Here is a 14,750-nt window from a genome sequence, read left to right as displayed (position 1 = left end):
GAATTTATGTAACTTTTAATTAGTTATTGTGTTTTCTATTTTACTTAGAAGGCAGTGAGATCGCCTTATTTACTACAAGTAAAGAGAAAAAGAGAGAGAAAGGTTGTTTGAGGGGATAACAACTTTTTATTATCCATTTAATTGGAAAAAATTGTTTGATTTAGTTTTAATATAAAAAATATTAAGTCATAATTGTTGTTGTTTTATTGGTTTACAACAACATGTTGTTTAAAAAAACAACAAATTTAATGATGAAAAACGGCTTTGCAATTATTTGTGAGCCGTTTTTTTATTGCATAAATGGAATTAAAGCCTCATCAATAGATTTAGAGTTTGGATAAAAAGAAACTATTTTTAAAATTACTTCATCAACTAATGCATCTGGGCAAGATGCACCTGAAGTAATAATAATTTCTGTTATATCATTTTTAACTTTAGGTAACCAATTCTTAGTTAATACAACTTTATTTAAATTTAAAGAAAAATGATTGATCTCAGTTTCAGATATTACTTCTTCACAGTCTTTAATAAAAAAAGTTGAAATTTTACTCTCACATAATTCAACTAAATGAGATGTATTAGAACTATTATAGCCTCCTACAACTATTGCGAGATTTCCTCCATTTTCAATTAATGTTTTTGTTGCATTCTGATTCTCGTTTGTTGCATAGCATAAAGTATCCTTAGTATCTCCAAAGTGATCTTTGATATTTTCCAAACCAAATTTATTAATCATTGCTTTCTTTAATACCTCTGCAATAGATTGTGTTTCACTAGCTAACATTGTTGTTTGGTTAACTACTCCAATTTTCATTAGATCAGTTAATGGATTAAAATTATCGGATACCTGATTAGAAAAATAATGATCAAACTCTTCAATTGGAATAGCACCAGTAATTAACCCTGATAATATCTGAGTCTCTTGCATTGTTTGCACAATTATAGTTTTAGCATTTTGAGAACTATGAGAAAATGTAGCTCTGGTTTCTTCGTGTTTTCTTTTGCCATGTATAACCACTGTAAAGTCTGTCTCGCCTAAAGACTCAGTTCTATTCCATACTTTCTCAACAAATGGACATGTTGAATCATGTTTATATGGGTCAATTCCAATTCGTGTTAATTGTTCTTGAATTTCTAATGTAGTTCCAAAAGCTGGAACGATTACAACATCATCTGATGTTAACTCGTCCCACGAAATAATTTGCTTACCATCATCAGACATAATAAATTTAATGCCTCGGTTTGCTAAATCTATATTTACATGTGGATTATGAATAATTTCAGATAATAGAAAAATCCTTTTATTTGGATTTTCATCAATTGCTTTGTAAGCAATTTCAATGGCATTTTCAACACCAAAACAAAAACCAAAGTGTCTTGCAATTTTAAAACGTACTGGTCCGAAATCTAATACTGAAGGCTCTAAATCTTTTCTTCTTGGATCAGAATTTTTCCTTGAATTCTTAATTGAAGAAATTATTGAAGACCGATAAAAAATTGGAATGTCAAATTTTCTCATTTTAAAAAAATATATTAATAAAAAAAAAGCCGATCTGAGGACAGACCGGCTATGAGCATCTTTGCGTAATTGACAGGGGATGCCGTTTACTCAGCTCAAATTTTATGACGGCTAAAATAGATATATATTTTTAAATATTCAAAACAATTTAATTAAAATTACAATGAATTACACTTATTAAAAAAGTTAGAAAAATAAGAATTGAAAAAAATTAAATTGAAATAAAAAAAAATTTATTCAAATTATATAATCGATTTCTATATATTTGCAATCCTTTTTTAAAACAATTTATTTTATTTTAGATGCAAGCAATTTTAAATATATCTGGATCGCAATTTTGTGTGAAGAAAGATGATTCAATCAATGTTCCATTGTTAAAAGAGGAACTTGGAGCAAATTTAACATTTAGTGATGTAATTGCAACTACCGATGGTGGTAAATTACATCTTGGAGGTTCAGTTACTGCAACAGTTTTAGAACATGGTAAAGATGAGACTATTCTTGTTTTTCACAAGAAACGTAGAAAAGGTTATCAAAAGTTAAACGGTCACCGTCAACCTTATACAAGAATTAAAATTACAGGAGTTTCTGCATAATTTTTCAATCAGATTCTATAAATTATAATATAATATTTAAGTCATGGCACACAAAAAAGGAGGTGGTTCCACTAGAAATGGACGAGATTCAAATCCTCAATATTTAGGAGTAAAAAGGTTTGGAGGTCAAGTTGTTCGTTCTGGTAACATATTAGTTCGTCAAAGAGGGACTAAATTTTTTCCAGGAAATAATGTAGGTATAGGTACAGATGATACTTTATTTGCACTAACTGATGGAGTTGTTACTTTTGAAAGAAAAGGTAAAACTCGAAAACAAGTTAGCGTTTATGCTTCATAAGTTAAACATATTTTAAAAAAATTTCATATTTTAAACGCCGCAAAAATTTTTTCTTTTTGTGGCGTTTCTTTTGTAATAAATTTCTATCTTTAAAATCTAATAATTAAAATGAAAAAAATTATTTATTTCGTAACATTACTATTTATAGTAGGAATGACTGGTTGTAAAAGTGATCCACCTGTAACTGTTTCATCAACTGATGCATGGGCACCGAAAGTTGGGGATTATTTTAAATATAATGTTTATGATCTTGATTCATTTGGAATAAGAGTATTAAAATCTAAAACTACTCGAGAATGGAAAGTAACTAAAATTGGGCAAGAGTTTCAGGGATTGAAGAATGTTTCAATTATAGACGAAACTTTAACTGATACAACTAATACACCTAAAAGTAGTTTAGTTTATCTTTCTACTCCTTTAGATGGCAAAGTGTATCAATATGCAGCTCTTAACCCATTAGTAACCAGATTTGCACCAATTGCACCATTCGCTGATAGTATTCCAAAAAGTTGGTTATTGCTTAATGACTTTAAATCTGTAGCTGGTTTCAATTGGCTTGGTCAGGCAACTAGTAAGTTTAATGTTACATTTCCTGCTCCTGCTGGATTAACAAGTATTGAGTTAACTGATAGTGCATTTAGTAAAGGTAAGATTGGTGTAACTGTTCCTTTAAGCACTTATGCAACTTCTATTCATGTTGACCATAAAGTAAAAATAATGGTTAAACCATCAATTTTACCTACCGCAATTCCATTAGATGATTTAACTTTTAGTTCAGATGGAGATATTACAAACGGATTTTATAAATTTAAATTTGATAGCAAAATGATTATTGTACCTGGAATTGGTGAATTTTTTATTCCTGGTTACGAAATGGAATTAGTTGATTTAAAGAAAGGAAGTTAGTTAATGATTTTGAATTTATATTTGGCTTTCAGTTGTTTAAACTGAAAGCCATTTTTTAAATAACTTAAATATATACTCTAATACTCACATATTGTTAAAAGCATCACGTATCCAAACAAATTGATAATTATCATAAAAAGGATTATATTTGTTAAATAATAAAATCAAAATGAAAAATAAAATATATTTAGTTGCAAGTGGAGATTTAAGGCTAAGTGCAAATCAACATTGTTGGGAAGCACAGTTATTAATGGAAGATAAATTAACTAAAGTATTAAATGACTTTGGAGTTGAAGTAATTAGAGCTCATGGTTATGATAAATCAAAAAAACATGGATTCATTGATAGTCAATCTATGGGAATTGAAGTATTTAAAGGTATTCCTAAAAAATCATCTGTTATTGTTGCTGTAGCTGTATGGCAATATTCTCATCATGTATTTTCAGGTTTAAATACTCATAAAGGAGATATTTTAACAATTGCAAATTGGAGTGGAAAATGGCCAGGATTGGTTGGATTATTAAATTTAAATGCTTCTCTAACTAAAGATGGTATTAACTATAGTACGCTTTGGAGCGAAGATTTTTTAGATGAAAAATTTACGCAAAACCTAAAAACTTGGATTGAAAAAGGGAAGATTAAACATGATGAATCTCATGTAATCCCATTTAAAGATATTACTTTTTCAAAAAACAAATTCAAATTGGGTAAAGAAGTTGCTGTAAAATTGAAAAAAGAAAAAGCAATTATGGGTGTGTTTGATGAAGGCTGTATGGGAATGTATAATGCCATTATTCCAGATAGTATTTTACATAAAACTGGTTTATATAAAGAAAGATTAAGCCAAGCTACATTATATGCTAAAATGTTGACTGTAAGTGATTCTGAAGCAATTGATTGTTATAAATGGTTAGTAAATAAAGGAGTTACTTTTAAATTTGGGAGAAATGAGAAAACTCAACTAACAAAGAATCAAGTTATTGAACAATGTAAGATGTATATTGCTTCAGTTAGGCTTTCGGATGAGTTTGGTTGTGATTTAATCGGGATACAATATCAACAAGGATTAAAAGACTTAACTCCAGCATCCGATTTAGCAGAAGGGATGTTGAACAATGTGGACAGACCACCAGTTTTTAGCGAAAAAAACAAAAAAATATTATATGAAGGAAAGGCTATTCCTCATTTCAACGAAGTTGACGAGTGTGCTGGACTCGATGCATTAATTACGAATAGATTATGGATATTGATGGGTTTAAGTCCTGAAACAACTTTACATGATTTAAGGTGGGGAAAAGATTATGAATTTGAGAATGGTAAAGAATTTGTGTGGGTTTTGGAAATTTCTGGTGCAGCTCCAGCTGAACATTTTATTGGTGGATATGCAGGTGCATCTAGTGAAAGGCAACCACCTATGTATTTTAAGTTAGGTGGAGGAACTTTAAAAGGAATTTCAAAACCTGGTCATATTGTTTGGAGTAGAATATATTTAAAAAATGAAAAATTACATTGTGATATAGGAATTGGGAATGTAGTTTTCTTACCACAAGAAGAGACAGAATTTAGATGGAACGAAACTACTTCTCAATGGCCAATAATGCATACTATATTTAAGGGAGTTACACGCGATCAAATGATGGCAAGGCATAAATCAAATCATGTTCAAGTAGCTTATGCAAATGACGAGAAGACAGTAATTGAGGCAATGATTAATAAAGCAATGGCTTTTCATGAACTTGGAGTTAAAGTATATATTTGTGGAAAAAATATTGTTTAAATTTTTATAAATATTCAATAATATAAATCTAATTTTATTCCCATCTAATTGCTTCTGCTGGCTTAATTTTTGAAGCTCTTTTAGCAGGATAAATGGTTGCTGTGATTGCAAGAAATAAAGAAGAAAAAGTTATTACAAAAATATCCCAAAATCTCAATTCAACTGGGATTGAAGGGATTATATAAATTGAATTATCAAGTTTAAACAAACCATATTTAACTTGAGCAAGACAAATTAATATACCTAAAATTACTCCTAAAATTGAACCAGAAACACCAATTAGTGAACCTTGAATAAGAAATATATTTAGAATCGATTTATCATTTAATCCCATTGTTTTTAAAATACCAATATCCCTTTGTTTTTCAATTACAGTCATTGTAAGTGATCCTAATATATTGAAAACAGCAACAATTATTATTATCAATAATATAAAGTATGCTATCCATCTTTCAAGCTCCATAACTGAGAATAGTTCTTTATGTAAATCTTCCCAAGTTTCAATCACTAAATCTTTTGATAAAGAATTTTTTAATTCATCTGCAACTTTTCTGGATTCTTTAAAATCTTTTATTCTTAATTGCAATCCTGTATTAGAAACAGTTCTTCCGAAAAGTTCTTTTGCAGTTTTTAAATTTACAAATGCTATGTATGAATCATAATCTTTATTATTAGAAACAAAAATCCCCGAAATCACGCATCTAATAATTTCAGGTGTGATTGATTGAAGTAATGATTCCTCCAAACCATTTTGACTTAGAATAGAGATTGTATCTCCCCTGTGTACATTTAAGTCATAAATTAAACCTCCACCTATTACAATTGTTGGTAATTCTCCTTCTTTAAAGTCTTTAAATTCACCTTGAGTTATGAATTCATTAAGCCCAATTGTATTGATTAAATCCTTTTTATTAACGCCATGAATTTGAACAATTTTTAAACCATTTTTTGTTATAATTGCAGATCTGCCATCGGCAAACGATGATACAGCTTTAACTTGAGGGTTTTTAAAAATAATATTTGTTAGCGAATCTTCATTGAAATTTAATTTGTTTATTTCTTTATTTGAATATGTAATTCTAATATGAGGGTCAAACTTTACAAGTAAATTTCTAACTACTCCATTGAATCCATTAAACACAGATAATACACAAATCAATGCAGCTACACCAATAGTTATACCAACAGTTGATATTACTGAAATTATTGTAATTAAATTTATTTTTCTTTTAACTCGAAGGTATCTTCTTGCAACAAAACTTTCAAATCCTAGCATTCCACAAAAGTAACTATTTTTGCAAGTATGATAACAACAAACCAAATAAAAACAAAGGATTTTGATTACAATTTACCAGTTGAAAAGATTGCTTTAAAACCACTTAGAATTAGATCAAAGAGTAAATTGTTAGTATATAAATGTTTAGAAAATGAAATAAGTCACAATTGGTTTGAAGAAATAGATAAGTTTATAGAAAAAGGATCTTTGATAATTGCAAACGATACTAAAGTAATTAAAGCTAGGATTCCATTTCGAAAAAGTAACGAATTAAATGCAGAAATATTTTTACTTGAGCCTAAGTATCCATCAACTGACACAGTGATTACTTTATCTTCAAAAGGAAATTGTTCTTGGATATGTATGACTGGAAATTTATCTAAAAAACAGTTGAAAGAAGTATATAAGATTCATGTTTTAGAACAAGAATTGAAATTTACTTTTACAAAATTATCAAATGATATTATTGTAAACTTTGAATATTCCAGTGAAATAACATTTTCGGAAATTCTTGAAAACATAGGGAAAATTCCTTTACCACCGTACATAAAAAGAGAATTAGATAACGATGATGCTCATGATTACCAAACAGTTTATGCTGAAAATGATGGTGCTGTTGCAGCTCCTACTGCTGGTCTTCATTTCACAGACGATGTTTTAAAAAAACTTATAAAAAAAGATTCAAATTTTCAAAAAGTAACTTTGCATGTAAGTGCTGGCACATTTATACCAGTTAAAACTGAAAATATAACTAATCATAAAATGCATTCAGAAAAAATAATTATTCCAATAATTACAATTGAAAAATATATTGAAACAATAAATAAAAAAGGTAAAGTTTATTTTGTTGGTACAACCACATTAAGAACTTTAGAATCGATGTATTGGTTTGGAACACTATTAATTTATAACTTAACTAATGAATTTGTAATTCATCAAAGTACACCCTATGATTTTAAATTTGTTAAGCCAAGTTTGTTAGAATCATTCACAAAAGTATTAGAATTTTTACAAGAAAAAAATTATGTAGAGCTACGTGGTGAGACATCATTAATGATAATTCCTACCTATAAGATTAACACTTGCGATGGATTAATTACAAATTTCCATCAACCACAAAGTACTTTGCTAATGCTTATAGAATCTATGCTAGGAGGAACTGGGAAATGGAGAATGTTATATGAATATGCATTGATTAATAACTATAGGTTTTTAAGTTATGGAGATAGTTGTTTGATAATCAGATAAATAATTTTTATGAATGAGATTTTCTAGAAAAAAAAATAAAAATTGGTGCACCAATTAATGCGGTAACAGCACCAACTGGAAGTTCCCCAGTATTCAGCCCCAAAAACATTGGTAAAACTCTTGCTATTGTGTCACTTATCAACAAAAATAATCCACCGAGAATAATTGTTAATGGTAATAAAATTTTATTATCAGATCCAAATTTATATCTAACAATATGTGGTACAACTAAACCAATAAAGCCTATAGCACCGCACATAGAAACTGAAATTCCAATTATTAAAGATACAAGAATATAAATGTATTTTCTAACAATAACAGTATTTAATCCAAGAGTAATAGCTTCTTCTTCACCCAAAGAAAATGCATTTAAAATATTACCTATGTACTTTGAGAAAATAGAAACAACAATAAAAAGTAAAAATGAAAAATAACCAATTGTTTTATCTATTGAGCTCAAATCACCTAACATCCATTGAATTGCATTTCTGATATTATTCCCTAAAATATGTAGCAATAAAAATATTATCCCAGCACTTAAAGCTGATATCATAACTCCAGCAATTAACAAAGACTCGTTTTTATTTGAGGCTTTTTGTTTGTTTGCAATTTTCAGCACTAAAATTATTACTAATCCACCAGTTAAAAATGAGAAAAGCCAAACAAATGGTGTATTCAAACCTAAATAAAGACCAATCATTGCACCTATACTACATCCGTTTGAAATTCCAAGAATATATGGTTCGGCTAATGGGTTTCTTAATAGTGCTTGAAAAACAGCTCCACAAAAAGCTAATGAAGCTCCAATACTAATTGATAAAACAATCCTGGGTAATCTCAGATCAAATATAATTTGAGTGTTTAAATTGTTCAAACCATTCACAAATACATTATTAGATCCAATTACCAAACAGATAATTGCTACAAATGAAAGCAAGACAATGCCTTTCAAAAAAGGATATTGTATTTTAAAATTATTGATTTGAATGTAAAATATATTTAATATTATTTATGAAATTAAAGGAAATGAAAGTATATGAAAAGTTAAATTAAATGTATTTTGAAATTTGAGCAAATTCTAATAATCATCATTTTTCATCATGACTATTTCTGCTTCAGCACTTTTACTTTGTTTGATCAAAGTTTGCTCATATAAAAAAGAAAGTTCTTCATCGCCAATCAATGTTTTAACTGCTTGTTCTAATATAGCTTCAGCATGAATAAAGTCTTGTTCTTCTAAAAGAGATTTACAAACATTATTGGTAATTTCTCTTAATGAATTTTCCCAATCTTCACGTAAAGATTCAAAAAAATTAGAATACAATCCAGGAAAAGAAACCCCACCATCTATCAAATTATAGACTTTTATTAAATTATTTGCAGCATTATTTAACTTATTATTTTTAAGATCTTTTTTTGCATTTTTTAAATAATTAAATGCGTCAATAATATCGACATCAGCAATTTCAAGATTAAATCTCATAGGTTCACCATCAGTCAATATTAATGGTTCATCACCTAGTAGTTCCCGCAACCTATGTCTTACTGTGCGCATAGCAGTTTTGCCAAGTTCTGGAATATCTTCACCAGTAACAATGGAGTTAAACTCATCTAATTCTAATTTAAACTTCATCAAATGATTAGCAACAATACCACCAATACAATACCTAATTCTTTCACCACGAAGTTTATGTGTTTCTTTTTTAGGGTGAGTTACAGATATTGTCCCAAACAAACAAATCTTTAATTTATCTGAACTTGTATCTTCAATTTTAATTTGAACATTTCTTTCTTTATTAAAAGCAATCACTTTGCTTTTATAAAATTTCAAATTATCTTTATCAAAAAAGTGGCTAAAGTTTGTAATAACATTTTCGATAACAGGAAGTATTCCACTTTTCAAACTCCATTCAGTAATTTGAATGCATATTTCTTTAAGTTTGTCAGTAAAATAATTTACATTATTTCTCTTTTTCTTCTCCCAAATACCCATCAATTTTAAAAGTAAAATTTTATCTATAAAATCCTTATTTAAAAAAATTGGTTTAGATTGAATATTATCAAATGCTACTTTAGCTTCATTACTAATTTCATTTTTAGAAATCATTGTAGTAATTGCTAAAAATTCAGGATCGTCAACAAGATTTTTATCTTTAATTAAATTTAAAATTTCATCAATTTTATCAGTAACTGCTGCATAATAAAATCTATATTTGATAGGAGCTTCTTCAATTTGGTAATAAAAATTTGAAATAAAATGAGATATATTTTGATCCCAATTTCTAACTAAAAATAATAGTAATAAATTATAAAAAACTGGTTTTTTAAAATCATTTGAAATTTCAAGAATCTTGAAAATTCCATCAGAAGTAGATTGATAATCAAGTCCTAAAAATCCTTTACAGATTAGTAAAAGCATCATTCCAACCCCAGATCCAATGTTTTGACCTTTAGCTTTTTCTAAATTTGCTACCAAAGCTAATGTGCTTGTTGATTGGGAATAATTTCCCGTTGAATAAAGGAATCTAGCTTTGGCTAGCTGTGTATCAGCATTCCTACTTTCCGGAATTGAATCAATTTCAATTAAAAATTTTTCTCTTTCATTTAATGTATCGATATTTTCAATGGGCAATAAAAGTAAATTACTTCCAACTTCAACAATCCATTTAATTCTTAATGAATCTTCTAAATTATTATCTTTTATTAAGTTTTTATATTCATTAATTGCACTTTTTATATGTGAAACATTTGAGAATGGATATTGATTAAAAGACTTTATAAATTCACGTACAAAATCTAAATACTCAATAGAATATCTTACATAAGGATAATCTTTTACAATTTTTGAAATCGCTTCCCAATTTTGATCTAAATCTGAATAAACACCTTTATAAACAATTTGATTACCAATATAGAAAATCAGTGATTTAATATGTAAAGCAGCTAAACGTGTAGATTTATAAACTGATGTATAATTCTTAAATACTAATGCATTTGCTTCAAATGAATCAGTACGCATTTCTCTAGAAATTAAATTTAAAGAACAACCTAAAAATTCAGCTTTAAAAATCTTAGTATTCTCTTCATCGCAATGTGATAATATATTTACTAACAAATTTTCAGCAGGTTTGAAAATTCTTGGTGCTAATTTCCAATCAGTTGTTTCATCAATTGCATAAGATAAGTCTAGTAATGAATAGAATGTTTTTTTCATTAAATCAGGATCTAAAACATCAAACCCAATTTCAAATTTACTTAACAAATCAAAAGGAATTACTGAATATAAAGGGGTTGATTCTGAAATAATTTGACAAAGTTTTTCAACATTAATTAGAGATTTCTTTAACAAGTTTTCATGAACTAATGAATGGGTGAAAGCTAATGCTTGGTATTCACTTTTTTTACATCCAGATAGTATTTTCGCAGAGTAGTGAGAATCAACAATTAACCCTCTGAATTTTAATTTTTTAATATTAATTTCTGAATTTTCTATTAAATATGATGCAGCTTCCATAGAAAAAACTTCACCTAATGTAGCCAGCTTAAGTGCAGTATTTAACTCGTCATCATCTAAGTTAAATGCCATTGCATCTGCAACTAATTGTGTGCTTTTTATAACAATCCTTTCAATAGTATTTAATGAGGATTCAGTCATCCAATTTCCATCAAACTCAGTTATTGCATCAGAATTAACTAAAGTTCTAAGTGAAGACTTTAAAGCCAAAGAGTTACCTTTTGTCTCTCTATTTAAAATTTCTATAATGTTTGGGTCAGGTTCATAATTGAAAATCAATTTCCACATTTCATATATATCCTCTTTTGATAAACCACTAACAAACCAACCTTCAGTTTTATAAAGATCAATCAAATCTCTAACTGGCATTTCAACAGGTCTTGATAAAAAAACAACTGAAATAACTTCATTAGATAAAGATTCAAGCAAGTTACCTAAATCCCTTTTCGATTCAATTGATATTAAATGGGCATCTTCAATAAAAATAATAGTATTTCTAATCCTAGATATTCTTCTAAGATTTGATATAATTTCGTTAAAAAATGGCTTAGTAGAACTTTTAATTATTTCTCTCGCAGAGGATTCATCAAGTGCTTGAGCTAAGAGTAAATAAAGGGAAGCAGTTGATTCTGGATATAATTTAATATGTACACAAATACCCTTTTGTGCTACTATTTGTGGGATTACAGTTTCAATTAATCTAGTTTTCCCAACACCTGCCTCACCCTCTAATAATGCAGTCCTTAGGGTTCTTGACTCTGAATTCTGCTTCCAAAATCCTATAATTTGTGAGGTTAAAAAATTCCTACCTACAAAAGGAAGAGAACCAAAATTCAAAAAATCAATTATATAACTCATAAAAGTATTGCTTTCATTGAAAAAAATATTTGTAACTTTGCAAAACTAAACTTTTAAAAAGTATTTTCTAATATTGAAAATAATTAAAATATCTTATATTTAAATAAGATGGTTATTGTAACATTTTACTACTTTAAGTTTTTTAGTCAATATAAATTTAAGTTTTTTGAGTTTCTATAATTATAAAATTTTACATTACATCAATATATTTTTAATCATTTAATGAAATTATCATTTAAATTTCTTTTGCTAATAGTAGCTCTATGCACTATTCACAGCGGAGTTTATGCTCAAATTCCTAGAATATTAAGTTACCAAGGAGTTTTGACAGATCCAAATGGAACTTTACTTCCAGATGGAAATCATGTTTTAAAATTAACACTTTATTCAAGTGCATTTGGAACAACCCCATTGTATTTTGAAATTCAATCTGTACCTGTAATTCGTGGTGTTTTTAACGTGATAATTGGGACAAGTACTCCAATTCCAACAAGTTTAACTTTTGATCGTGCTTATTTTTTAGGTGTATCAGTTGATGGTGGACCTGAATTACAACCACGTACACCACTAACATCAGTTCCTTATGCTTTACATGCAGGAATTGCTGATAATTTATCAGATGATGCTCCTGTTGTAAAAAGTTTGAATGGTTTAACTGGGAACTTAACAATAAGTGCTGGAAATGGCATCAATTTTACTCAAACAGGTTCAGATATCAAAATTACAAATTCTGCTGCTCCTGGAAGTGGTGGTAACTTTGGATTTGTACTTCCTTATGCTGGTTCAACTAGTACTCCAAATGCAGCATTTAAAGTTACTAATACTAATAATGGTTTGGATGCATACGCAATTCATGGAGTTCTAGATAACACTTCTGCAGGATTGCAAGCTGCAGCTGTTAGAGGTGAAAATAGAGGAACTGGATCACCTGCCTCTGGAAGTGGCGTATTTGGATCTCATAATGGTAATGGTTGGGGTGTTTTAGGAACATCTGTTACTGGTACTGGAGTTCACGGAACTTCAACTGGTGGAAATGGTGTAACAGGAATTTCTCAGGATGCAACTGGTAATTTTGGAACATCTATCAATTCTTTTGGAGTTAGAGGTGTTAGTACTAATGGAGTTGCTGGTTCTTTTGAATTATCACAACTTCTAAATGCAAAAAATGCTCTTCAAGGTATAACAATTGGTAATGGATATGGAGCTTGGGGTCAAGGTAGATTGTTAGGTGTCAAAGCTTTAGCAATTGATTCATTGACTACTTTAGGATTTGGTATAAATGCTGAAGCTAGAGGAAAAACTGCAACTGCAGTTTTAGGAGATGCAACTTCTTGGAATACAATTACTTATGGTGTATATGGAACTTCAAGATCTATTGATAGTGGATCTGTAGGTGTTTATGGAAATCAGACTTCTCCTGTTAAACCTGTTTGGGGTGTATTCGGAAATGTAGTTTCTGGGGACACTAATTCAGCTGGTGTAAGAGGTGTTTCTACTAATAGAGGTGCTGGTGTTATGGCAAGTTATACTGGAACATCAACTACAGGAACAGCTCTTGAAATTAATAATGGATATTTAAAAGTAACTGGAGCAACTAATAGAACTGCTTTTATTCATACAACATCTCCAATCAATATTAATGCAAATCAAACTAGATTAAATTATAATGGAATGGATGCAACTGATATTTTAATTATAACTCCAAATGGTGCAACCGTTCCTGTTGGTGACTATAATGTTTTTTGGACCGGATCTGAATGGAGAATTTATGGAGCATCGTTAACATTTATGCCAGTTGGTATTAGTTTTAATGTTCTGATTATTAAACAAAAATCTTAAACTTTTAATAATCAACCTTATGAATAAAATATTTTATGTGATTATATTTTTGGGTATGTACTCTATTTCATTGAATGCTCAGTGGCTAATTCCTAAATCTGTAATGGGTGCTGGTGGAACATTTGCTGAAGATGGTAACGTTAGAATTCATGCTACGGTTGGTCAGCCAATTATTAGTATTGTAAAAAACAGTTCTCAAGTTAATTATCAAGGGTTTTGGTATACTTTTGGTTTTAAGGATGGTATAGGAGGAGTAAAAGAAGAACAGACATTTGGTAGTACTTCTTCAAAAATTGGATTTAAAAATTTTCCAAATCCTTTTAATTCTCAAACAACTATTGAATTTAATTTGAATACAAATTCTTATGTAAATTTAAAATTGTTTAATTCTTTAGGGAAAGAAGTTTTATCTCTAATTGATGGTTATAGGGAAGCAGGAACAATTAAAGTTCAAATAACTTCAGATGAATTAGAAAATGGACAATACATAGCTTTATTAAATACTTCTAATATTACAGAAAGACTTAATGTAATAGTTGTAAAATAAAATTTTATAAAATTTTATAAATTTAACCAACTCTAATATTATTAGAGTTGGTTTTTTTATGCTAAGTAGAACAAACTAAACTGCAACGCTCAAAAAATTTACTGCAACGGTAATTAGTTATATTTCTTAAGTCATTTAAATTATAAAATAATACATTTATAAAATGGAACTAATTAATGTTAAAGAATCAAATACAATCAAGTATTGTCCAAATTGTAAATCAGTCCCTTATCAAGATGATAAATTTTGCTTTAAATGTGGAATTGTTTTAAATTATAAATGTTGTAATTGTAATCACATAATATTACAAAAAGAATTTGACTTTTGTCCTAATTGTGGTGTTAAAATCAAAAATAATAAAAATAAATAACT

At 28.6% G+C, this 14,750-nt stretch carries 12 protein-coding genes; 8 read left to right on the top strand and 4 right to left on the bottom strand.

Annotated elements, in window-relative coordinates:
* Positions 1–289 precede the first annotated feature (289 nt).
* Positions 290–1,519: a 4-hydroxy-3-methylbut-2-enyl diphosphate reductase gene (locus IPP08_08615; GenBank protein QQS65836.1), complete on the bottom strand. Its 1,230-nt coding sequence runs from the start codon at positions 1,517–1,519 to the stop codon at positions 290–292.
* A gap of 302 nt (positions 1,520–1,821) precedes the next feature.
* Here IPP08_08615 and rplU point away from each other — a divergent pair, with 302 nt between their 5' ends.
* The 4 genes from rplU (at position 1,822) to IPP08_08595 (ending at position 5,096) form a co-directional block, all read left to right on the top strand.
* Entirely contained in the window at positions 1,822–2,115 is a 294-nt protein-coding gene (gene rplU / locus IPP08_08610; protein ID QQS65835.1) for a 50S ribosomal protein L21, read from the top strand.
* Between the two features lie 43 nt (positions 2,116–2,158).
* Positions 2,159–2,413, top strand: a complete 255-nt coding sequence (gene rpmA / locus IPP08_08605; GenBank protein QQS65834.1) for a 50S ribosomal protein L27 — start codon at positions 2,159–2,161, stop codon at positions 2,411–2,413.
* Positions 2,414–2,521: 108 nt separating this feature from the next.
* Positions 2,522–3,319 carry a hypothetical protein gene (locus IPP08_08600; GenBank protein QQS65833.1) on the top strand — a complete coding sequence of 266 codons (798 nt, stop codon included), beginning with the start codon at positions 2,522–2,524 and terminating at the stop codon, positions 3,317–3,319.
* A gap of 169 nt (positions 3,320–3,488) precedes the next feature.
* On the top strand, positions 3,489–5,096 hold the full coding sequence (locus IPP08_08595) for a fucose isomerase (GenBank protein QQS65832.1): 1,608 nt from the start codon (positions 3,489–3,491) through the stop codon (positions 5,094–5,096).
* 34 nt (positions 5,097–5,130) lie between these two features.
* On the opposite strand, the gene IPP08_08590 is transcribed toward IPP08_08595, so the two are convergent.
* A complete protein-coding gene (locus IPP08_08590; GenBank protein QQS65831.1) occupies positions 5,131–6,372 on the bottom strand; it encodes an FtsX-like permease family protein in 1,242 nt (413 codons plus the stop codon).
* A gap of 27 nt (positions 6,373–6,399) precedes the next feature.
* On the opposite strand from IPP08_08590, the gene IPP08_08585 reads away from it, so the two are divergent.
* The gene (locus IPP08_08585) at positions 6,400–7,620 is read left to right on the top strand and encodes an S-adenosylmethionine:tRNA ribosyltransferase-isomerase (GenBank protein ID QQS65830.1); all 1,221 of its coding nucleotides are present in this window, start codon (positions 6,400–6,402) and stop codon (positions 7,618–7,620) included.
* A 7-nt stretch (positions 7,621–7,627) separates the two neighbouring features.
* Here IPP08_08585 and IPP08_08580 read toward each other — a convergent pair whose 3' ends face one another.
* Positions 7,628–8,572, bottom strand: coding sequence for an iron ABC transporter permease (locus IPP08_08580; protein ID QQS65829.1), 945 nt, complete (start codon positions 8,570–8,572; stop codon positions 7,628–7,630).
* Between the two features lie 126 nt (positions 8,573–8,698).
* Entirely contained in the window at positions 8,699–11,992 is a 3,294-nt protein-coding gene (locus IPP08_08575) for an ATP-binding protein (protein QQS65828.1), read from the bottom strand.
* Positions 11,993–12,214: 222 nt separating this feature from the next.
* Between IPP08_08575 and IPP08_08570 the strand changes: the two genes are divergently transcribed.
* The 3 genes from IPP08_08570 to IPP08_08560 all read left to right on the top strand — a co-directional run bounded on the left by IPP08_08570 (position 12,215) and on the right by IPP08_08560 (position 14,748).
* The gene (locus IPP08_08570; protein QQS65827.1) at positions 12,215–13,831 is read left to right on the top strand and encodes a hypothetical protein; all 1,617 of its coding nucleotides are present in this window, start codon (positions 12,215–12,217) and stop codon (positions 13,829–13,831) included.
* A gap of 19 nt (positions 13,832–13,850) precedes the next feature.
* Entirely contained in the window at positions 13,851–14,378 is a 528-nt protein-coding gene (locus IPP08_08565) for a T9SS type A sorting domain-containing protein (GenBank protein ID QQS65826.1), read from the top strand.
* A 163-nt stretch (positions 14,379–14,541) separates the two neighbouring features.
* A complete protein-coding gene (locus tag IPP08_08560) occupies positions 14,542–14,748 on the top strand; it encodes a zinc ribbon domain-containing protein (GenBank protein ID QQS65825.1) in 207 nt (68 codons plus the stop codon).
* Positions 14,749–14,750 lie beyond the last annotated feature (2 nt).

The sequence above is a fragment of the Chlorobiota bacterium genome, from assembly GCA_016700335.1.
Classification (GTDB): domain Bacteria; phylum Bacteroidota; class Ignavibacteria; order OLB7; family OLB7.
This window is presented reverse-complemented; position numbering and strand designations above follow the sequence as displayed.

Bases quoted from the DNA above. Each gene is read 5' to 3' on its own strand.
- IPP08_08615 (QQS65836.1), bottom strand. From the start codon at position 1,519: ATGAGAAAATTTGACATTCCAATTTTTTATCGGTCTTCAATAATTTCT.
- rplU (QQS65835.1), top strand. From the start codon at position 1,822: ATGCAAGCAATTTTAAATATATCTGGATCGCAATTTTGTGTGAAGAAA.
- rpmA (QQS65834.1), top strand. From the start codon at position 2,159: ATGGCACACAAAAAAGGAGGTGGTTCCACTAGAAATGGACGAGATTCA.
- IPP08_08600 (QQS65833.1), top strand. From the start codon at position 2,522: ATGAAAAAAATTATTTATTTCGTAACATTACTATTTATAGTAGGAATG.
- IPP08_08595 (QQS65832.1), top strand. From the start codon at position 3,489: ATGAAAAATAAAATATATTTAGTTGCAAGTGGAGATTTAAGGCTAAGT.
- IPP08_08590 (QQS65831.1), bottom strand. From the start codon at position 6,372: ATGCTAGGATTTGAAAGTTTTGTTGCAAGAAGATACCTTCGAGTTAAA.
- IPP08_08585 (QQS65830.1), top strand. From the start codon at position 6,400: ATGATAACAACAAACCAAATAAAAACAAAGGATTTTGATTACAATTTA.
- IPP08_08575 (QQS65828.1), bottom strand. From the start codon at position 11,992: ATGAGTTATATAATTGATTTTTTGAATTTTGGTTCTCTTCCTTTTGTA.
- IPP08_08570 (QQS65827.1), top strand. From the start codon at position 12,215: ATGAAATTATCATTTAAATTTCTTTTGCTAATAGTAGCTCTATGCACT.
- IPP08_08565 (QQS65826.1), top strand. From the start codon at position 13,851: ATGAATAAAATATTTTATGTGATTATATTTTTGGGTATGTACTCTATT.
- IPP08_08560 (QQS65825.1), top strand. From the start codon at position 14,542: ATGGAACTAATTAATGTTAAAGAATCAAATACAATCAAGTATTGTCCA.